The organism is Saccharibacillus alkalitolerans (assembly GCF_011090185.1).
Lineage (GTDB): Bacteria > Bacillota > Bacilli > Paenibacillales > Paenibacillaceae > Saccharibacillus > Saccharibacillus alkalitolerans.
In genome coordinates this window covers 206,814-225,002 of the sequence record NZ_JAAFGS010000008.1, presented here as the reverse complement: position 1 = coordinate 225,002, position 18,189 = coordinate 206,814, and the positions used below count along the sequence as shown (strand labels likewise).

Sequence of the window (18,189 nt, the reverse complement as noted above, 5' to 3'; positions counted from 1 at the left end):
TCGAAGCGTCTATTTCGATCTCTTTTGGACCTGCTCACTCACTCGAACCGCACCGGCGCTCTCTCAAGGCCGTTCCTAGACTATAGCATGTGATTAAGAGCGGCGCAACCCCTTTATCCAAAAAATTTATATAGTCGATTAACCCGCTTTATCGCTTCCCCCCTTTTCTTCTATATATAAATGCGAAAAACCGGAGTCGTCTGTTCGACGTTCTCCGGTTTTCGCTTATTCCGCACGTTGTCCCTTTTGATTGTTTCTCTCTATTATATCTCTATCTTTTTATACGTAAGCTTCATGCATGTCCGGTCTTGATCTCGTTTCGGCAGAATTACTCGCCGCCCAAGAAAATGTAACGCGCAAGAACCAGAATCGCCAGCACCCACATCAGCCAGTGAATTTTCACTTTACGGCTGGTGAACAAGCTGCTCAGTCCGCCCAATACCACGTAAGACAGAATGCCGATCGAGATGCCGTTGGCGATGCCGTTGGTGAACGGCATGAAGATGATCGTCAGGAATGCCGGAATTGCATGCATCATGTCGTCCCATTCGATGCTGCGAACCTGGGAGATCATCAGAACGCCGACCATGATCAGCGCGGGAGCCGTTGCCGCCGAAGGCACGACCAGAGCCAACGGGGAGATGAACATCGCCAGCAGGAACAGTACGCCCGTCGTTACCGAGGTCAGGCCGGTACGACCGCCTTCCGCGATGCCCGCCGTGCTTTCCACATAAGAAGTGATCGTGCTTGTGCCGAGTACCGCGCCGGTGCTGACACCGACCGCGTCGACCAACATCGCTTTGCCCAGCTTCTTCTCGCCTTCTTCTTTGTTCTTCATGAGGCCTGCGCGTTCCGCCGTACCGACCAGCGTGCCGAACGTATCGAACAGCTCAACGAAGGTGAAGACGAATACGATCTCGAACAGGCCGAGCTGCAGCGCGCCCATGATGTCCAATTGGCCGACAGCCAAATCGTTGAACGAAGGAATCCATCCGCCTCCTGACAGACCGCTCAGATTCGTTACGCCCATCGGGATACCGATCAGCGTGATCAGCACGATGCCGATCAGCAGCGCGCCGCGAACCCGCATAACCATCAGAACGCCGATGATGAAGATCCCGATCAGCGCCAGCAGCGTATCTTTCTGGTGCATGAAATCGCCCAGTGCCAATTGGAAGTTCGAACCGATGACCGTTACCGGAGCCTGCAGCTGCGCCACGTCCGTCACCCCGGTAACCGTCGCCGAGACGGAAACGATGTTGCCGAGCTTCATGCCGATAATGGTCACGAACAGGCCGATACCGACCGTGATCGCCGCTTTGATCGATGAAGGTACGGCCACAATAAGCATTTGGCGCACCTTGGTCACCGTCAAGATGATAAAAATAATGCCGGAGATAAAGACTGCACCGAGCGCCGCCTGCCAGGTGATCATGCCGTTCGATCCGAGCACGACGGTCATGAAGTATGCGTTGAGTCCCATACCCGGTGCCAAGGCGACCGGAATATTGGCGACCAGCCCCATCAGGATGGTCACGATGCCTGCGCCTACCGCCGTCGCGAAGAATACGCCCGAAGCCGGGATGCCTGCTCCGGCCGGCCCCAGGAACGAAATGTTCACGATAAGGATGTAGGCCATCGTGATGAAGGTTGTCAGACCGGCGATGATTTCCGTTCTGACCGTGGTGCCGTGTTCTTTGAGTTTAAAGAACTTTTCCATGATACTGACTTTCCTCCTCGGGAATGTAAAAATGGGGGAACGACAAAAGAGCGCGGGTACGAATGGCTCGCCCCGACGCTCTTTAAAACTGGGAAAAGGCGGCGCCGCGCGCCGGACGATGTAAGGTCCCGGCCTATAGGCCGCCTTCTCCCGTTTCGTAGAGCGATCATTTGAGGTGATCACGTAGAGACTTTCGGGCCGATTCCCGAAATTATACGAATGCGGTTTTTATTGTCGATTACCTTATCCGCCGCCGCCAAATCATTCGTTCCGGCAGGTCGGCTTCACAGGTTACATTCTAGGGCAGCCCTTAAAGCTTGTCAACAGAAAAAACGAATGATAAAGAGAGGGTTTTAATCTAATGTTCGTTAATTATCCGAAATTTCTGAATAAAAAAAACGCTCTGCCCGCGCTTCTACTCACCCGAATGTCAGGCATGCCCGTAAAAAGCGCGGCAGGACGTCTAATATGCTTCTCCTACCTCATTTGAAAACGTTCGCTTTTAAGACTATTCTTCCAAAAGCGCCAGTTCGTCGCGAACTTTTTTCGGCAGCCCGCGGCGCACCAGCTCATACGAATGGCGAATCATTCCGGCGGCGAATTCCTTTTCCAGACCGCCTTTTTCCAACAGGAAGCTGTTCCAATGCGACTTGTTCGAGTAGTAACCGGGCACGATCTGTTCGTAACGTTCGCGGTACTCCTCGGCCAATGCCGGATCGCATTTGAGCGTCAGGATCTCCCGGCCTTCGTTATCGCGCCCCCGCATGCCGAAGTATTTGCCTCCGACCCGATATAGGGTGCTCCCCCACTCTTCTTTGAAAAATTCTTCCGCCCCCGGCAGCGCCAGGCAGGTCTCGCGAATCCATTCGTCCGTCAGCATGTCTGTTCGTTCCCTTCCTCGCGCGCCTATCCGTCTCTGCGGCTCGGCGCGTCATGGTCGCTGTACTGCAGGATTATTCGCCCGAATGCCCGCCTTGTTCGATCTCGAAGCTGCGGAAGACCGTTTCGAATCCGCCTTCCGTGCCGGGACTGGCCGAATACAACCCGACTTTGAGCGCCGCGCCTTCCGGGCAGCGCAGATGCGCGATCCGCAGCTGCTCCCACTCTCCGCCGGCCGGGCTCGCGTGCACGAAGAAGTCGTTTCCTTCGCGCGTGATTTTAAACCGAAGCTTGCCTTCGAACACGCCCGCGTCCGCGTTCCGCGTCGACCAATCGGAATATCCGTCCCGGGTCACGACCGCTCCCAGATGCGAAGGTCCGTCCGGAATGTATTCGACCGACGTTTTCAGCCAGTTATCGCGGTCGACCTCCACGAACAGGCCGGACTGGTCGAACGTGCAGCGCGGGTCCATGCTCAGCTCGGTCACGGCCGTGAAGTCTCCGACGATCTCGTCGTACAGCACATGCCCGTTATAACGCTCGAAGCCGTAATGCGTTTTCAGCCAAAAATCCGTGTCCGGACGGGTATGCAGCTTGAGTCCCTCCTCCGTCGTCTCCAGCTTTTCCGGCTGCGTCATGATTCGAAGCTTATCGATCCCCTGCGGTATGTACTGCATCTTGCCCTCTCCTTTCCAAAAACGGGAATGGTTTGAACGTAACGAACAATCCAAGTATATCCGATTTCCGCTTCGCAAACGACCGAACGGCCCTTCCCTTTCCCGGGAAAGGCCGCTCTCTTAACGCCTGAAACGGCGTTTATTTGAAGTCGGGGTTCGTCAATTTGAGCTTCGCTACCGTACCGCAGTTTGCGCAGAAGGTCAGAAGGACTTCCGAACCTTTCAAGGCCATTTTCCCCTTGCTCGCCTCTTTGACTTTCATATACTGGATCGCTTCATTGAATTCGGTTCCGCTGCATTCTTGGCATTGCATGGATCTCGCTCCTTTATCGGTAAGTTGTAAGTCAGATGCGCTCGCCGCGGTCGGCGATCTTGAACGTCTTCAAAGCGGCGAACCACAGCGCGGCGCACAAGCCGATCAGAATCAACAAGTACTGGTACGTCGGCAGCCAGGTGCCTTCGATCATGTTCAGCTCGAACAGCGCGATATCGTTCATGATCATCATGGGATTCCAGAACAGGAATTTGTAATACATCTGCGGGTTCTGCCCCTGCGTCATGGCGAGCATGGACGGCATCGTGATGCTGAACATCAACAGCAGCGTGATCGGGGTCAGGAACGCGACGACCTTTTTGCTTTTTTTGAAAAACGAAGCCAGGACGTAGCTCGCCGGGTAGAGGCAGAGCAGCGTGACGTTGGCAAACAGCGCGATCGATATCAGAGCCCCCGCGCCGATACCGAGCATCAGCTCGTAGCAGGCCAGGAAAAAGACCAGAAAAAAGTTGAAGATGATGAAAATCCCCGCCGCCGTCCCTATCAGGTAGCTGTTCATCTTCAAATCGGTTCGCTTGAGCAGCAGGAACGTCCCGTCTTCTTTCTTCTCCGACAGCAGCAGGACGTTCAGCGACAGCGCCAGGCTGAAGATCAGAATCAAGAGCGAAAAGGGCAGAAACTGCGACTTGATGATCAGATCGGCCGTCGCTTTGTCTTCGATCGTGCTCCGCAGCACCAGAGCGAACGCCAGGAAGATCATGGGCGCCATGATATTGCCGATGACGGTCCATTTGTTGCGCCACTGCTCCAGCAGATAGAATCTCGCGATATGCATCACCATTCAGCTCACCTCGATGTATTTTCCGGTCAGGCTGTAGAATACGCCTTCCAGGCCGCGGAACGGGGAATTTTTGTATTTCTCCAGCAGGTCCCGCGTTTCGCCGGCTTCGACGACCCGACCTTCGTCCAGCACGACCAGGTCGGTAAACAGTTCCTGATAGCCGGAAATCTCGTGGCTGACGATGATCGCGAGCAGGTTCTGCGACGTGATTTTTTCCTTCAGATGCCTTTCCAGCAAAAACTTCTTCTCGATGTCCAGTTCCGCGAACGGCTCGTCCAGCACTACGACCTTTTTGTTGAGCAGAAAGGTCAGGTAGAGCGAGACCGCTTTGCGTTCCCCGCCCGACAGATTCTCGATCAGTCGGTTCTTGATCCGATCCAGCGAAAGCAGTTCGTACAGCTCGGGATCTTCTTTCGCGCGCGCCGTCGTCATGGCGAAGAAAGACAGCACTTCTTTGACTTTCAAGAAGCGGAAGCTGGCGAAACTTTGATACTGGAAGATCGCGTTCGACTGCAGATCGCGCGTTTCGCCGTTCTCCAACAGTTCGACCGCACCTTCGTCGCTGTTGACGTTGCCCGCCAGAATGTTGATGAACGTGCTTTTGCCGGCGCCGTTCTTGCCCAGAATCAGATACGTCCGGCCGCTTCTGAAGGAAAGGCATACGTCCTGCAGCACCTTCCTGCCGCCGTAACGTTTACTCAGCTTCGTGACGTTCAGTTCCATTTCGCTCGCCTCCTTATTCGTCGTTGAACCTAGTTTAGTTCGGCGGACGAAAACGGAAACGAGTAATTTGTGCAATGTCGAACAGAGATCGCAAAAATATTCAGGTGCGGAAATTCAAACTGACGATTCCCAGCTCGATTCCTTTGACGATCGCCGATACGGTCGAATTCACTTGAAATTTCTCGTTGATCGCCTGAATATGATTGTTGACCGTTCTTCGGCTGATGTTCAACCGATCCGCCACGTCCTGCTGCCTCAAGCCTTCGGCCATCAGCTGCAGCACTTCTTTTTCCCTCGCGGTCAGAGGAAACACCTCGGAATCGGACGCGCTGCGCGGGAAGATCATTCCGCCCCGGTGAACTCTCTCCACCTGATCGATCAGATCATGGATGGAAATGTTTTTGTTGATGAAGCCTTTGGCTCCGATCTGGATCGCGCGATTATGGTATTCGAGCAGATCGTAGCCCGACAGAAACACGATCTTCTGATCGGGATGGTCTTCCAGCAGGCGCTGCGCGACCTCAAGCCCGTTATGCGCGCCCATATGAATGTCGAGCATCAGCACATCGGGGCGTTCCTGCCCGAGCCGCTCCTTCAACCCTTCCGGAGAAGTCAGCACCTCGAAGCGGCCGACGCGGCCTTTGAGCGAAATTTCCAGGCTTTTGGCAAACAGCTTATGATCGTCAACCAGAATAATATGCACGTTCCTCTCCCGTCCTTTCCAGCGGAATTTCGAAATGAAGATGCATGCCAGAGTCCGTCCTCTTCCGCACCGTCAGTTCTCCGCCAAGCGCGTTCATCTCTTGCTTCACGGATAACAGACCGATATGCCGGCCTTCCTCGGGAGCGCGAAGCTGCTTCTCCATGTCGAACCCTCGGCCGTCGTCGATCACGTCGCCCAGCAGCACGCCTTCCGCCGATATGTCCAGCGATACGACGATTTCATTGGCCTCGGCATGTTTGATCGCGTTCTGAAGCAGCTCCTTGACCGTACGGAACACCGTATATTCCAATTCCTCCGGCACTTCCAGCATCGTCTCCGCGTTCAAACGGACTTCAAGGCCCGGCTGCCCGACCGCTTCTTCCCGCAGCTTGCGGCACAAGATTCCCAGGCTCGGATAGAGTCCCAGATCCTGAAGCGTCGTCGGATAGACGTCGAACATCTTGTCGCGAATCGATACGTTCAGCTCATCCAACGTGCCGATGATCAACTCCCGAATCTCCGGGTCGACGCCGCCGCCGGCTTCGCACATATGGCGAACGGCCAGAATGGACTGCAGCACCTCGTCGTGCAGATACAGCGACATTTCCTTACGGATCTTCTCCGCGCCGCGGGCGACATGGACCTGCTTGTAATCTTCATAACGCAGCATGGGAAGATAAGCGTAACGCCGCCGGTTCTCCTGCAAAATTTCGGTCGTCTTGAACAGTTCGCAGACCGTGTCGGCAAGCAGTCCCAACGTCTCGACTTCGCTCCCCGTGAACTTCTCGCCGGCGGACTTATGTCCGACGATCATCCAGCCGTTCAGATTATTTTTGTACAGGAGCGGAAAAACGAGATGCGCTGCTCCGTCGATCTTCACGCTGTCCGTACGCTCGTGCAGCCGCACTTCATCCAGCCGCTTCAGCGAAAAGTCCGCGAACACGCCGCTCTGCTCCAAAATGTAGCGATGTTCTTCCTCTTTCCAGATGATCAACGTGCCGTCCAGCGAGATCGTTCTGTCGATCAGCTGTTTGATCAAGCCGCTCAGCGTGTTCAAATATCGGTCGTAAGTCACTTTTTGCAGGATGTCGAGCCGTTCCTTTTCCAGATTTTCTTTGGCCCGGCTTAATTTTTGCAGCTCCCGCTTCGACAGCGCTTTTTGCGCCGACAGGTACGCGTAGACGGTCAGGCTGGCGATCAGCAGCAGCAGCAGGATGTCCGCCAGCGACAGGCCGAGGCCGTAATAGGCCGCGCTCACGAATACGACCGTCCCTCCCAGAGCAATCGCCGTGAGCTTCAAAATAAAGCCGTAATTGTACCGCGTCTGAAGGCTGCTGCGTTTGATGAGGATATAACCGACGGCAATCGGCAGCGCGATCATCATATAAATGGAGAAGTAGCGAACCTCCGGGGGAAAGACATTTCTGAACGTCAGGTAGCTTAACAAAAACGGTCCGAAAGAGACTCCGACGGCCGCGTTCATCAGCAGGCGTTCCCGATTGAGCGTCTTTCGCTGCCGGGTTCGGTAATGCATCGAGATGCGAATGCATGCGGCGATCCCGAATATGACGTGGAAGAAAAAGACGTACTTGAGCAGCGTCTGAAAAGTCAGCAGGGCGATCATCGTCGCGGCTGCGGCATTAAGCATCCAGAAGTTCCACCGCTCGTACAGCTGCTTGCGGGGAAGTTCTGTGAAATGGACGAAAAACGCGAACAGCATGTTCGGCGCCAGGCTCATAAGCACCATCGCGATTCCGGCATATAGATAGGAAGGCGCGTTGAGCAAAACGATGATCCAAGCGGACTGATACATCAGCAGCAAAAACAACGTGCTGGCCGTCGTCTTGACGGTGCAGAGATAAATAAACGTCCCGAGCAGCGTAAGCATGGCCGCGAAGCCCATATCGGCAAAAAAAATCGGCAGGCTGTTTTTCGTCGGATAGAAATACAACATGAGGACCGACATGAGCAGCAAGTTGATCGGAATGAACCCCGCGCGTTTGCCTGCGATCATGCCGCGCGGAACCGAACCAAATCGGCCTTCTCCTTGTAGGCATTGGCTCTCCGAGCGTGCCTCGTGACTCTGAACGGCCTTTTTCGGAATATATGTACCTCAAGCATGCCGGACATCCCCTCCGTTTCGTTTCTTTTCCATATTTTATTTTACCGAAAACTTCCGAACATACAAACGGATAGGGGAACGAAGCCGGATTCGCGCGAAGATTTCACGAAAAATCGCGCGAGCGCGAGGAGGATGCGACCGATTTCAGAAATGCGCCCAAGCAAAAAAAGGACTCCGACGGCCGCCGAAAACTATTCGGCAGCCGCGAGTCCTTTTCCTTTTTTTCATTCTATTGCCGACATATTGCGGGAATTATTTCATCTGCCGCCAGTGCGTGATCTTCTCTTCCCAGATATAACGGTAGCGTTCCACGATATCGCGCGCCGTTTTCGGCTGCTGTCCGGTCAGGAATTCGATATCGCTTGATTTGATGTCGAACAGCCCTTCCTTGATCGCCGTGTCGTTCGTCACCAGGTCGGCTCCGCAGAACGGTACCGGAGCCTGCGAGAAATCGCCCGTGATCTCGCGCGGGATATGCAGGTTTTCCAGGTAGCGGTAATATTCTTCTTCCTCGACGGGCACGTATTCCAGCGGAAGGCCGGATACTTCCTTGACCAATTCGCACAGTTCGCGTACGGAAATGGCCTGCGAACCCACGATGTTATAAGCCGTGTTGTCCGCGCCGCGGCCCAGCAGCGAGTAAGTGGCGGCAAGCGCGGCATCGTCTTTATGCACGAGCGTCGCTCTGCCTTCGCCCGCCGTGCTCAGCCATTTGTTGTCCGACATCAGCGCGAGCATGACGTACATCGTCAAATAGTTTTCCAGATACAGATTGTTGCGCAGCGCATTGTAGGTCACGCCGAGCGTTTTCAGATAGTTCTCGGTGGCCGTATGGTCCGGCGTCACATAGACTTCGGCGTAAGCCGGATCGGTGGCGCCGACGAAAGAGCTGTACGTAATATGCTGCACGCCCGCTTTGACCGCCGCGTCGATCGCGTTTTTATGCTGCTGCACCCGTTTGCCGACTTCCAGCCCCGAGACGATATAGATCCGGTCTCCGCCGGCGAACGCTTTTTCCATCGAGTCGACGTCGTCGTAATTGGCTTCATGGACGCTCACGCCGGCCGCCCGCCAGCGAGCCAATTTGTCCTGCGGAAGGCGGTCCAACTTGTAGCAGGTAAAGGTCAGGTCTTTGCCGTCGACTTCTTTGAGCATGTTTTCCGCGACCCGCCCGGCCAATTGTCCGTCTGTTCCGCACACGATATAATGCATCATAATCCCTTCTTTCCGGTTAGTACGTTCAATTTATCACAAAGATTTAGGGCCGGGAAATGAAACTATGTTATCGTCGATAACCGAAAGGAATAGGTAAGGACCGTGAACTTCAATCAAATCTCCTGCTTCATTCATCTTGCGGAAACGCTGAACTTTTCGGAGACTGCCAAGAAGATGGACCTGACGCAGCCCGCCGTGACCAAAATCATCAAACAGCTGGAGATCGAGCTCGAAGCCGTCCTTTTCCACCGCAATACCCGAGGAGTAACGCTGACCCGGGCCGGCACGATTTTCTATGACGACATGAAGGACGTATTATTGAAAACGAACCTGACAATCGAACGGACTCGCAAGCAGAATCAGCAGGATCAGCATCTGTTGTCCATCGGTTTTACGGGAACGAAATTCGAAGAGATCTATCTCCCGCGGATCATTCGGAGATTTCACGAGACCGCTCCCCATACCCAGGTCCTCCTGCGCAATTTTGTGTTAAACCAGGAAACCCACGATCTGCTCACGCAAAAGTTCAATCTGGTGCTGACCTCCAACGAAGACATTAGCAGGCAGTCGAACTTCCGGTACGCCAAAATATTGGACGGGAGTTATGTATGCGTAGTGCCCCATGATCATCCGTTCGCGCGAAAAAAGGAAATCGGATCTGCGGATCTCGCCGGACAGACCTTGATTTTGTTCAATAAGTCCCAGTCCCCCCATTCGTTAAAAATGCTGCAGGATCGCTTATTGGAACAGCCCGACATCGCTTCTTTCCTATATGGAGACAGCATCAGCATCATTCATACGATGATCAAATCGGAAATGGGTATCTCGGTGCTGCCCAATTTCGTAACCAGCGACCGGGATGCCGAACTCCGCTTGATTCCTTTTGCGACCGATCTGGAAGTAAACTACGGAATCGGATATCTGGCCGACCAGTCCGCTCCGGACGTTCTGCGCTTTATCCGGGTGTTCCGGCAGGTCGTGGAGGAACTGCAGGAGGAACTCCGATGAAAAAAAGCGTGCTTGTCTTCGAATGTTTGATGTTCGTTCTTGTATTGGTCTCTTTGTTTTTGTCCTTTTCGGACATGCAGGACCTTACGGCGCTGAATTGGGGGATTTGGCTTATCTTTTTCATCGATTACACGGTGAGATTGGTGCGTTCGGAAAACAAATGGACGTATGTAAAAAAGCATCCGCTCGAACTGATCGCGATCATCCCGTTGGATGCCGTTTTCAGAGCCGCGCGCGTCGTGAGATTGCTTCGCATCCTTCGGTTAATCGGCATCGGTTCCCGGTATATGCCGCCCGTCTACAAGCTGCTCAAAACAAACGGCTTGGATAAAGTATTGATCGTGGCTCTCATTCTTCTGTTCATTATTCCTATCCCTATTGTCTTTCTCGAGCCCTCCATTCACAGCTTTACCGATGCTCTGTGGTGGGCCGTCGTGACGACGACAACCGTCGGTTACGGAGATCTGTCTCCCGAGACGCCTGTCGGCCGAATACTGGCTGTCGTGCTGATGATGGTGGGGATCGGAATCATCGGTACGTTAACTTCGGCGATCACCAGCTTTTTCAGCAGAAAAGAAGCGAATACCCACGATAAACAGGTGCTGGAAATCTTGAATACAATCGAGCAAGTAGACAGGTTGACGGAAGATGATGTCGAGCTGATTCAGCTTTATTTGAAAAGGAAAGGAAGCCAATCGAATGGACAGTAAAGCTTGGATAGAAGAATGGTTTAAGAATTGTACGGCATTCGAAGTCAAGCCTTGGGAATGGGATTTCAAACAAAGTTATATCGAAAGTCCGATTCCTAAAGACCGATCCCGCATTGCTCTCTTGTTGGAATATAAAAGCAATCAACTTACGGAAATCGGGATCTCTAACTCTACCGGAAATACTCGTAGTAAAGCGGACTGCGATAAAGAAGCTTATCCTGTTTATCGTTCTCTATGGGGGTTGGATGATTATAAGGTTATTCGCGGAGAAACCATGAATTCTTTTATCACGACGTTTCATCACGGTATTTTCGAATCCAAAAACAAAGATATCGTATACAGAAGTATAGGAATTTCTGAGAAAAAATACTTTACAGATCAATATGACAAACTGATTGCCGACGATAATTTCAAAAAATTCGAAATCATCCAACGGCATATAACCGAGCTCGAAAAATTCGCCGCTTTAACACACTGTATCGGAAATTTCACAATCTTACCTCATTGGATGAATACCGGTCGCTATCTTTTTTCTCAAGATTATTGGGATATTACTTTGCAATCATTTTCCGATTTTCTTCGACCTTTGGAAGCTTGGGAAAAATTCGTGGACTTGTACGACATGCAGCCTTACGTGAACAATGATCAAGAATGGACGGCAGATGAATTTTGGGAAGACCATTTTTCGAACATAGGAGGGCATCATCAAAAAATGAAGCCTCAAACTGCTAAACAATTCGATGAATATCTTAATAAAGTGAATATAAGGATTGAAGAAAGAGGCAGGTGGATGGTCAAAAAAATCTGCGAAAAACTTTCGTTAACTCACTTCGAGTTTTATCAGGAAATCAAAGACATGCAAATCCGATTCTCTAATGAAATTATGGATAAATGATTAATGTCCATCCCTTGAATAAAAAGGCTTGGAACTTACGATCGGACAACGACAAAAAAGAACAGCCGCCTAAGTGCGCAGCTGTCCTTTTTCAGATTCATTTTACGGCAATTCTCTATACCGATTCCGCTTTTCGCACAAGCATGAAGTAAGCGAAAAGCGCGATAAGGCTCGTACCCATCAGGGTAAGGCCGAGCGGAACGGCCGTGTCTTCGCCCGCAACCCCGACTATAGGCGCGACCAGCCCTCCCAGCACGAACGGCACAAGGCCGAGCAGCGCCGCCGCGCTTCCCGCATTTTTGGACTGGCTCTCCATGGCAAGCGGGAAGGCCGCCGTAGAGGTGATGCTGATCGAACAGACGAAGAAAAACAAAGGAATGACCAAAGCAAACAGCGGTCCTTCGACGATCGTAACCCCTACCACGACGATGCTTGACAGCAAAGCCATCCATAAGCCGACGACCATAAGCTTCTGCTCCGGAACCCGATGCGAGATCCGCCCGACGATTTGGGAACCGATCATCAAGCTGATTCCGTTGGATGCAAACAACACGGAGAACATCGTCGGCGAAACGCCGTAAATATTTTGATAAACGAAAGGCGTGGCGGCCACGTACGCGAATACGCCTCCCGTCAGGATGCCCTGCGCCAACATGTAGCCCACGAACTTCCGATCGCGCAGCATCAAGCCGTAGTTGCGAAGCTGGGACTTGAAATTCGGCGATACGCGCCGCTCGGGAGGATGGCTTTCCTTCAAACGAAACTGCGTCATCAGGTACAGGAAAACGCCGAGAATCGACAGGGAAAGAAATACGCCCGGCCATGTCGTGAATTTAAGCACTCCGCTTCCGGCAATCGGAGCGGCCAACGGTCCCAGGTTGCCGACGAGCAGCAGCAGGGAGAAGAATTTGGTCAGTTCATGCCCGCTGTACAGGTCCCGGGCGATCGCTCGGGAAATGACGATTCCCGCCGAAGCCGCAAAGCCTTGAGCGAATCGGAATACGATCAACGTGCCGATATTGGGCGAATACGCGCATGCCAACGAAACGATCACGTAAGCAATGATGCCGATCAGCAGAGGTCTGCGTCTGCCGTAAGCGTCGCTTAAAGGCCCTACGACAAGTTGGCCGATGCCGAGTCCGAGCAGGCAAGCCGTCAAACTGATTTGAACCAATGAGGCGTTCGTTTCGAAGTCTTTTGCGATTTGAGGGAACGCGGGCAGATACATATCGATCGTAAAAGGCCCTAACGTCGAAAACACGCCTAACAATAGAGCGAGACCGATGACGCTCCATCGACTATTTTTGCTTGTATGTTTATCCATAATAATGTAACTCTCCAGCCCCTCTTCATCTGATCTGATTCCAGATTATACAGGACCGCGGTTACTAAATGCACCTTATTTATTTTTGATTTTAAACTTTATTTTGTTCCTGCATAGCTCGATACGTCTCCAGAACAAACTTCGCCAGCTCGCCCAGCAGCGTCGGGAGATCGTCGGCGATCGCTTCCAGCGGGGATTCGTCGTATCCGTCGTGATCGAGTCGATACACGCTGCCGCCCGGCTGCAGCACGAGCAGATCGCCGTCGCCGAAGCTTCCGATCGGCAGCAGCTCCGTATCCCGCTCGATCGCGCCCTGACTGCGGTATTCCGCGATCAGCTTCGTGCCCGCCGGGTACGCCCACTCCTGCTCTTGGAGTCCGTGGATCGTGGGTTCGGCAAAATGCAGCGGACCGAACCGCGCCAGAAGCTCCCGGTATTCGCCGGGCAGGCGGATGCCGCGGCTCTCTTCGAACGCGGCCAGCCGCTCTTCCGATTCCGGTTCGGCCCGCTCATGTTCCCATAATTCATACGCCTCTGTCAGCAAAGATTCGATTTCTTGCATCTTCATGCTTTTCCCTCCTTTCGCACCTGCACCTGCGTTCCCGCAAGCAGGTCGCCCAAATGCCGTTTATCTTTTCTCGCGAATCCCATGATCAACAAAACAAGCGCCAGAATCAAGCTGAAGGCTGTATACATCATAGATATGCCGTCGTAACCGAGGTACACGCCGCGGATCGTGCCGATATGTCCCAACTGCCAAGGCAGGAACTTGATCACGTTACGCAGAAGACTTGCGCCGAAGTTCTTCCGGGTACGGTGCAGTGTCAGTCCCGCTTTGCGTTTGCCGATGCTGCCTCCGTTATGGTCCAGAACCGCAAAGATCAGAACAATCGGAATAACCGAAGTCAGCGATGCGATCCATTGGGACTGGGTTTGGGTAAAGATCGGAATCCCTTGAAAGATCGCATAATAAAGTCCCAGCGCCGCTCCCAGCAGAACAAGCAGATAGATCGAGACGACGAGATAATCGACCAGCAGCTCGCGGACCCGCTTTTTCCAGGAGACCGAATTGTTTTCAAACATGAATCATTCCTCCTTCGCTTTTTTCGATGACCGCGAAATTAAATAAATCCCTGTCAAGCTTAACCTTGACAGGGATTCGGAGCAATGAAGATCGGACTTCCTCGTAACTATTCGATTAATGGACTATTCCCACTCGATCGTTGCCGGCGGTTTCGACGTCACGTCGTACACGACGCGGTTGACGTTATCCACTTCGTTGACGATACGGACCGAGATTTTCTCCAGCACGTCCCACGGGATGCGCGCCCAGTCGGCGGTCATGCCGTCGATCGAAGTGACCGCGCGGATGCCTACCGTGTACGAATACGTGCGCGCGTCGCCCATGACGCCGACGCTCTTCATGTTCGGCAGCGCCGTGAAGTACTGCCAAATCTCGCTCTCGAGACCGGCTTTGGCGATCTCTTCGCGCAGGATCAGGTCGGAGTCGCGGACGATGGTCAGCTTCTCTTCCGTCACTTCGCCGAGAACGCGGATCGCGAGACCCGGACCCGGGAAAGGCTGACGCCATACGATCGCGTGCGGCAGGCCCAGTTCTTCGCCGACTTTGCGGACTTCGTCCTTGAACAGCGTGTTCAGCGGCTCGATCAGCTGGAACTTCATGTCTTCCGGCAGACCGCCCACGTTGTGATGGGATTTGATCGTCTGCGCCGTCGCCGTGCCGCTCTCCACGATGTCCGTGTACAGCGTACCCTGCGCCAGGAAGCCGAAGTCGCCGAGCTTGGCCGATTCTTCGTCGAAGCAGTAGATGAATTCGTTGCCGATGATTTTGCGTTTCTGTTCCGGATCGTCGACGCCCGCGAGCTTGCTCAGGAAGCGTTCCTGCGCGTCGATCTTGATTACGTTGATATCGAACTTGCCGACGAACGTCTCCATGACGCTTTCCGCTTCGCCTTTGCGCAGCAGTCCGTGGTCGATGAACATGCAGGTCAGCTGATCGCCGATCGCTTTGTGGATCAGCATCGCCACGACGGACGAATCGACGCCGCCGCTCAGCGCGCACAGCACCTTTTTGTCGCCGACTTTACCCCGGATATCCTGAATGGCTTCCTCGATAAACGATTCCATCGTCCATTCGCCGCTGCATTTGCAGACTTCGTAGAGGAAGTTCTTGATCATCTCGTTGCCGTATACGGAGTGGCGCACTTCCGGGTGGAACTGCACCGCATGCAGATTGCGTTCCGGATGACTCATGGCCGCGATCGGAGCGGATTCCGTGCCCGCTTCCAGCACGAAACCTTCCGGCAGCGTCACGACGTGGTCGCCGTGGCTCATCCAGACCGTCTGCTTGCTGTCGAGACCTTTCGTCAGGATGCTGTTGTGCAGGAAGTCGACGTCCGCCTTGCCGTATTCGCGCTTGCCGGCGCGCTCGACTTTGCCGCCGAGCTGCTGCGCCATCAGCTGCATGCCGTAGCAGATGCCGAAGATCGGCAGCCCCAGATCGTAAATGGCCGGATCGACGTGCGGGGCTCCTTCTTCGTATACGCTCAGCGGTCCGCCCGAGAAGACGATACCCGCAGGATTCAGTTCGCGAATGCGCTCGACCGGGGTATTGTACGGCATTAGCTCGCTGAATACGCCCAAATCGCGAATTCTTCTGGCAATCAGTTGGTTATACTGTCCCCCAAAGTCGAGTACGACGATGAGTTCGTTCGGTTTATTCATGTCACGCCTCCCTTAATTACTGTCGCTAATTATACCGATGCCCCCCACATACCGCAAGAAAAAAAGGCGATTCCGGCACCTTATTCGGCAAGCCGGCAGAGTCCGCCCCGCGAAGATGGATTTTTCCGTCCCAAATATCGTAAAATCAAGGAAAACGTCCGCCGCATTCATTGTCCAAAGGAGTTCGAAGCGCTATGGAAATATTCAAAATGGTTCAGCAGCTGTTCGAGCAGTACGGATATCTGGTCATGTTTTTGGGCCTGTTCCTGGAGTTCATCGCCCTGCCGTTTCCCGGGGAAACGACGATGGCTTACGCCGGCTATCTGTCCTACAAAGGCTCGCTCCGATTCGATCTGCTGCTGCTCGTCGCCTTTCTCGGCACCACGATCGGCATGAGCATTACGTATTTTATCGGCAAAAAAGCGGGTCTGCCTTTTCTGCGCCGCTTCGGCGGTTGGTTCTTCAAGGAAAGCAAGCTGCTCAAAACGCAGGCTTTTTTCGCGAAGTACGGTCCCGCCTTGATCTTCTTCGGCTACTTTATTCCGGGCGTACGGCACTTTACCGGCTACCTGGCGGGAATCATGAATATCGGGTTCAAAAAATTCGCCGCTTACGCTTTCACGGGCGCGCTGTTCTGGACGCTGCTGTTCCTCGGCATCGGCAAAATATTCGGCCCCCAGTGGTCGGTCGCGTTCCACCTGGCCGAGCGATATGCCGTCTGGATCGTATCCGTGCTTGCCCTGCTGCTGTTCGTTTTCCTCATTTACAAATACCGGGCGTGGACGGCTTCCGTGTTCGCGGCGCTATCCCGGTTATGGAGCGGCCGCGGACGGCGCAGTCCCCTCCCTCGCGCCGAGGGAGAAGCGCGGCGGGATGCCGGACGGCCGCAGCAGGCGCTGGCGCGAAGCCGGTTCCGGAACGCTCCCTCGGCGCACTTCCGCTCAGAGCTCAAGCATGTCCGCATTGTGCGGATCCGCCCGGGACGTTTTCCTTCAAAGATTGTGCTAAAATCCCGCCCGAAGTCTCGATAATGCATAGGGCATAGGGGCCGAAAACGAATCAAACGCACGCAAAAAAACCCGGATCGCAATGATCCGGGTTTTTAAGCAGTCCGGGGCCCCCCTGACCCAAGACCGAATCTGCCGATTCAGACGCCGACTCCGGCCGCTTCGTGCTGACGCTCCGGCTGTTCCGCCAGAATTGCAGCATCCTGCGCAGGAGCTTCGATTCCTCGAATCTCCAAGTCTTCAAGCAAATCCATGTACAGACGTTTTGCCTGTTCGCAAGCCGCCGTAATATCGTTTTCCCGTACATTTTTATAGATTCCCCGAAGTTTCGCGTTGTAAGAATTGTGATCCACTTTCACCCATGCTGGAATGATTTGCATGACAAATTCCCCTCTCCCCAAAAAATCGTTCAAGTTCCGGCCAACGGGCCCCTCGCCAGTTGTCGGACCGCTTGCAGCGCATATTCACTTATGGACGACAGTGATGCGCGGCAATCCCGAATACGGCAGAATCCGCCCATCCTCGGGCTTATGCGAACGGCTCTTCCTTGTTCCTCCCGGAAATCGGAATCCCCGGCCGTTCGGCTTATTCGTATGAATTCCCCCCTATCCAGAATATAATCTTGAAAACCATTGGTATTTTCATTTCCTAACATAAATTTAAACGTTTTTCCGATTTTTCTCAAACGATTTTTCCCATATTTCATTAAAAAATCTGAAAATACGACAAAGATATTTCAAACTTTGGATATAAAAGGGCCAAGCAAATGAATTTGTACGTTCTGTTCGAATAAGTCTTCGTTCTTCTATTTATTACTTTATTACTTGATTTGGATAAAATTAAAATCAGAAAATTGATAACTGGTCGATTTATTTAGAAGCGTCGACTGCTTGGAGCACTTCGTCGACGTGGCCTTCCACTTTGACCTTGCGCCATTCCCGAATCAGGCGCCCTTCTTCGTCCAGCAGGAAGGTCGAGCGCACGATGCCCTCGTATTCTTTGCCGAAATTCTTTTTAAGCTGCCATACGCCGAACAGGTCGCTTACTTGGTGTTCCGTATCCGACAGCAGAGGGAACGGCAGATCGTATTTGGCGCCGAATTTCTCGTGCGATTTGACGTCGTCCGCGCTGATGCCGATCACCGCCGCGTTTTTCGTCGTGAAATAGCTTTCGGAATCGCGGAAATCGCAGGCCTGCTGCGTGCAGCCCGGCGTCATGTCTTTCGGATAAAAGTAGATGACGAGCTTCTTGCCGCGATAATCGCTGAGCTTGATCTCTTCCCCGCCGACGGCCGGCAGGCTGAATTCCGGGACTTGTTGTCCGATTTCTACCATAAAAATGAATCG

The 18,189-nt window shown here is 53.3% G+C and carries 18 protein-coding genes, 1 pseudogene and 1 riboswitch; of the genes and pseudogenes, 4 read left to right on the top strand and 15 right to left on the bottom strand.

Going from position 1 to position 18,189, the window contains the following annotated elements:
- Nucleotides 1-328: 328 nt before the first annotated feature.
- From GYN08_RS19665 to GYN08_RS19625, 9 genes are all read right to left on the bottom strand, one after another.
- Entirely contained in the window at nt 329-1,720 is a 1,392-nt protein-coding gene (locus GYN08_RS19665; RefSeq protein WP_166277977.1) for an NCS2 family permease, read from the bottom strand.
- 138 nt (nt 1,721-1,858) lie between these two features.
- Nucleotides 1,859-1,959: riboswitch (purine riboswitch) on the bottom strand.
- 269 nt (nt 1,960-2,228) lie between these two features.
- Complete coding sequence (locus GYN08_RS19660) at nt 2,229-2,600, bottom strand: MmcQ/YjbR family DNA-binding protein (protein WP_166277974.1); 372 nt, start codon at nt 2,598-2,600, stop codon at nt 2,229-2,231.
- A 73-nt stretch (nt 2,601-2,673) separates the two neighbouring features.
- The gene (locus GYN08_RS19655; RefSeq protein ID WP_166277971.1) at nt 2,674-3,276 is read right to left on the bottom strand and encodes a DUF1349 domain-containing protein; all 603 of its coding nucleotides are present in this window, start codon (nt 3,274-3,276) and stop codon (nt 2,674-2,676) included.
- Between the two features lie 139 nt (nt 3,277-3,415).
- Complete coding sequence (locus tag GYN08_RS19650; protein WP_166277968.1) at nt 3,416-3,589, bottom strand: hypothetical protein; 174 nt, start codon at nt 3,587-3,589, stop codon at nt 3,416-3,418.
- A 31-nt stretch (nt 3,590-3,620) separates the two neighbouring features.
- Nucleotides 3,621-4,391, bottom strand: a complete 771-nt coding sequence (locus GYN08_RS19645; protein ID WP_166277965.1) for an ABC transporter permease — start codon at nt 4,389-4,391, stop codon at nt 3,621-3,623.
- The gene (locus tag GYN08_RS19640; protein ID WP_166277962.1) at nt 4,392-5,114 is read right to left on the bottom strand and encodes an ATP-binding cassette domain-containing protein; all 723 of its coding nucleotides are present in this window, start codon (nt 5,112-5,114) and stop codon (nt 4,392-4,394) included.
- Nucleotides 5,115-5,214: 100 nt separating this feature from the next.
- Nucleotides 5,215-5,817: a response regulator gene (locus GYN08_RS19635; RefSeq protein WP_166277959.1), complete on the bottom strand. Its 603-nt coding sequence runs from the start codon at nt 5,815-5,817 to the stop codon at nt 5,215-5,217.
- On the bottom strand, nt 5,798-7,831 hold the full coding sequence (locus tag GYN08_RS19630) for a sensor histidine kinase (protein ID WP_166277956.1): 2,034 nt from the start codon (nt 7,829-7,831) through the stop codon (nt 5,798-5,800). The genes GYN08_RS19635 and GYN08_RS19630 overlap by 20 nt, the downstream gene beginning before the upstream one ends.
- A 360-nt stretch (nt 7,832-8,191) precedes the next feature.
- The gene (locus tag GYN08_RS19625) at nt 8,192-9,154 is read right to left on the bottom strand and encodes an NmrA family NAD(P)-binding protein (RefSeq protein WP_235946399.1); all 963 of its coding nucleotides are present in this window, start codon (nt 9,152-9,154) and stop codon (nt 8,192-8,194) included.
- A gap of 102 nt (nt 9,155-9,256) precedes the next feature.
- Between GYN08_RS19625 and GYN08_RS19620 the strand changes: the two genes are divergently transcribed.
- From GYN08_RS19620 to GYN08_RS19610, 3 genes are read left to right on the top strand one after another with little or no spacing between them, the layout of a single operon-like run.
- Nucleotides 9,257-10,162: a LysR family transcriptional regulator gene (locus tag GYN08_RS19620; RefSeq protein ID WP_166277953.1), complete on the top strand. Its 906-nt coding sequence runs from the start codon at nt 9,257-9,259 to the stop codon at nt 10,160-10,162.
- Nucleotides 10,159-10,872, top strand: a complete 714-nt coding sequence (locus GYN08_RS19615; RefSeq protein WP_166277950.1) for a potassium channel family protein — start codon at nt 10,159-10,161, stop codon at nt 10,870-10,872. Before GYN08_RS19620 ends, GYN08_RS19615 begins: the two co-directional genes overlap by 4 nt.
- Entirely contained in the window at nt 10,862-11,767 is a 906-nt protein-coding gene (locus tag GYN08_RS19610; RefSeq protein ID WP_166277947.1) for a hypothetical protein, read from the top strand. Before GYN08_RS19615 ends, GYN08_RS19610 begins: the two co-directional genes overlap by 11 nt.
- Nucleotides 11,768-11,882: 115 nt before the next feature.
- Here the strand turns inward: GYN08_RS19610 and GYN08_RS19605 are convergent, their stop codons facing one another.
- The 4 genes from GYN08_RS19605 to guaA form a co-directional block, all read right to left on the bottom strand.
- Nucleotides 11,883-13,091 carry a Bcr/CflA family multidrug efflux MFS transporter gene (locus GYN08_RS19605; protein WP_166277944.1) on the bottom strand — a complete coding sequence of 403 codons (1,209 nt, stop codon included), beginning with the start codon at nt 13,089-13,091 and terminating at the stop codon, nt 11,883-11,885.
- 91 nt (nt 13,092-13,182) lie between these two features.
- The gene (locus GYN08_RS19600; RefSeq protein ID WP_166277941.1) at nt 13,183-13,659 is read right to left on the bottom strand and encodes an SMI1/KNR4 family protein; all 477 of its coding nucleotides are present in this window, start codon (nt 13,657-13,659) and stop codon (nt 13,183-13,185) included.
- Nucleotides 13,656-14,174 (bottom strand): RDD family protein, encoded by a 519-nt coding sequence (locus GYN08_RS19595; protein ID WP_166277938.1) that lies wholly within the window; start codon nt 14,172-14,174, stop codon nt 13,656-13,658. Before GYN08_RS19595 ends, GYN08_RS19600 begins: the two co-directional genes overlap by 4 nt.
- Before the next feature lie 123 nt (nt 14,175-14,297).
- The gene (gene guaA, locus GYN08_RS19590; RefSeq protein ID WP_166277935.1) at nt 14,298-15,836 is read right to left on the bottom strand and encodes a glutamine-hydrolyzing GMP synthase; all 1,539 of its coding nucleotides are present in this window, start codon (nt 15,834-15,836) and stop codon (nt 14,298-14,300) included.
- Nucleotides 15,837-16,030: 194 nt separating this feature from the next.
- Between guaA and GYN08_RS19585 the strand changes: the two are divergent.
- Nucleotides 16,031-16,618, top strand: a pseudogene (locus tag GYN08_RS19585) (DedA family protein); the annotation flags it as partial.
- A 365-nt stretch (nt 16,619-16,983) separates the two neighbouring features.
- Here the strand turns inward: GYN08_RS19585 and GYN08_RS19580 are convergent.
- Nucleotides 16,984-17,223, bottom strand: coding sequence for a hypothetical protein (locus GYN08_RS19580; protein ID WP_166277929.1), 240 nt, complete (start codon nt 17,221-17,223; stop codon nt 16,984-16,986).
- A gap of 489 nt (nt 17,224-17,712) precedes the next feature.
- A complete protein-coding gene (gene bcp, locus GYN08_RS19575; RefSeq protein WP_166277926.1) occupies nt 17,713-18,177 on the bottom strand; it encodes a thioredoxin-dependent thiol peroxidase in 465 nt (154 codons plus the stop codon).
- Nucleotides 18,178-18,189: the final 12 nt, after the last annotated feature.

What these genes read in the sequence shown, in the direction of transcription:
- GYN08_RS19665 (WP_166277977.1), bottom strand. Translation starts at nt 1,720, where the DNA reads ATGGAAAAGTTCTTTAAACTCAAAGAACACGGCACCACGGTCAGAACG.
- GYN08_RS19660 (WP_166277974.1), bottom strand. Translation starts at nt 2,600, where the DNA reads ATGCTGACGGACGAATGGATTCGCGAGACCTGCCTGGCGCTGCCGGGG.
- GYN08_RS19655 (WP_166277971.1), bottom strand. Translation starts at nt 3,276, where the DNA reads ATGCAGTACATACCGCAGGGGATCGATAAGCTTCGAATCATGACGCAG.
- GYN08_RS19650 (WP_166277968.1), bottom strand. Translation starts at nt 3,589, where the DNA reads ATGCAATGCCAAGAATGCAGCGGAACCGAATTCAATGAAGCGATCCAG.
- GYN08_RS19645 (WP_166277965.1), bottom strand. Translation starts at nt 4,391, where the DNA reads ATGGTGATGCATATCGCGAGATTCTATCTGCTGGAGCAGTGGCGCAAC.
- GYN08_RS19640 (WP_166277962.1), bottom strand. Translation starts at nt 5,114, where the DNA reads ATGGAACTGAACGTCACGAAGCTGAGTAAACGTTACGGCGGCAGGAAG.
- GYN08_RS19630 (WP_166277956.1), bottom strand. Translation starts at nt 7,831, where the DNA reads ATGATCGCAGGCAAACGCGCGGGGTTCATTCCGATCAACTTGCTGCTC.
- GYN08_RS19625 (WP_235946399.1), bottom strand. Translation starts at nt 9,154, where the DNA reads ATGATGCATTATATCGTGTGCGGAACAGACGGACAATTGGCCGGGCGG.
- GYN08_RS19615 (WP_166277950.1), top strand. Translation starts at nt 10,159, where the DNA reads ATGAAAAAAAGCGTGCTTGTCTTCGAATGTTTGATGTTCGTTCTTGTA.
- GYN08_RS19610 (WP_166277947.1), top strand. Translation starts at nt 10,862, where the DNA reads ATGGACAGTAAAGCTTGGATAGAAGAATGGTTTAAGAATTGTACGGCA.
- GYN08_RS19605 (WP_166277944.1), bottom strand. Translation starts at nt 13,091, where the DNA reads ATGGATAAACATACAAGCAAAAATAGTCGATGGAGCGTCATCGGTCTC.
- GYN08_RS19600 (WP_166277941.1), bottom strand. Translation starts at nt 13,659, where the DNA reads ATGAAGATGCAAGAAATCGAATCTTTGCTGACAGAGGCGTATGAATTA.
- GYN08_RS19595 (WP_166277938.1), bottom strand. Translation starts at nt 14,174, where the DNA reads ATGTTTGAAAACAATTCGGTCTCCTGGAAAAAGCGGGTCCGCGAGCTG.
- guaA (WP_166277935.1), bottom strand. Translation starts at nt 15,836, where the DNA reads ATGAATAAACCGAACGAACTCATCGTCGTACTCGACTTTGGGGGACAG.
- GYN08_RS19580 (WP_166277929.1), bottom strand. Translation starts at nt 17,223, where the DNA reads ATGCAAATCATTCCAGCATGGGTGAAAGTGGATCACAATTCTTACAAC.
- bcp (WP_166277926.1), bottom strand. Translation starts at nt 18,177, where the DNA reads ATGGTAGAAATCGGACAACAAGTCCCGGAATTCAGCCTGCCGGCCGTC.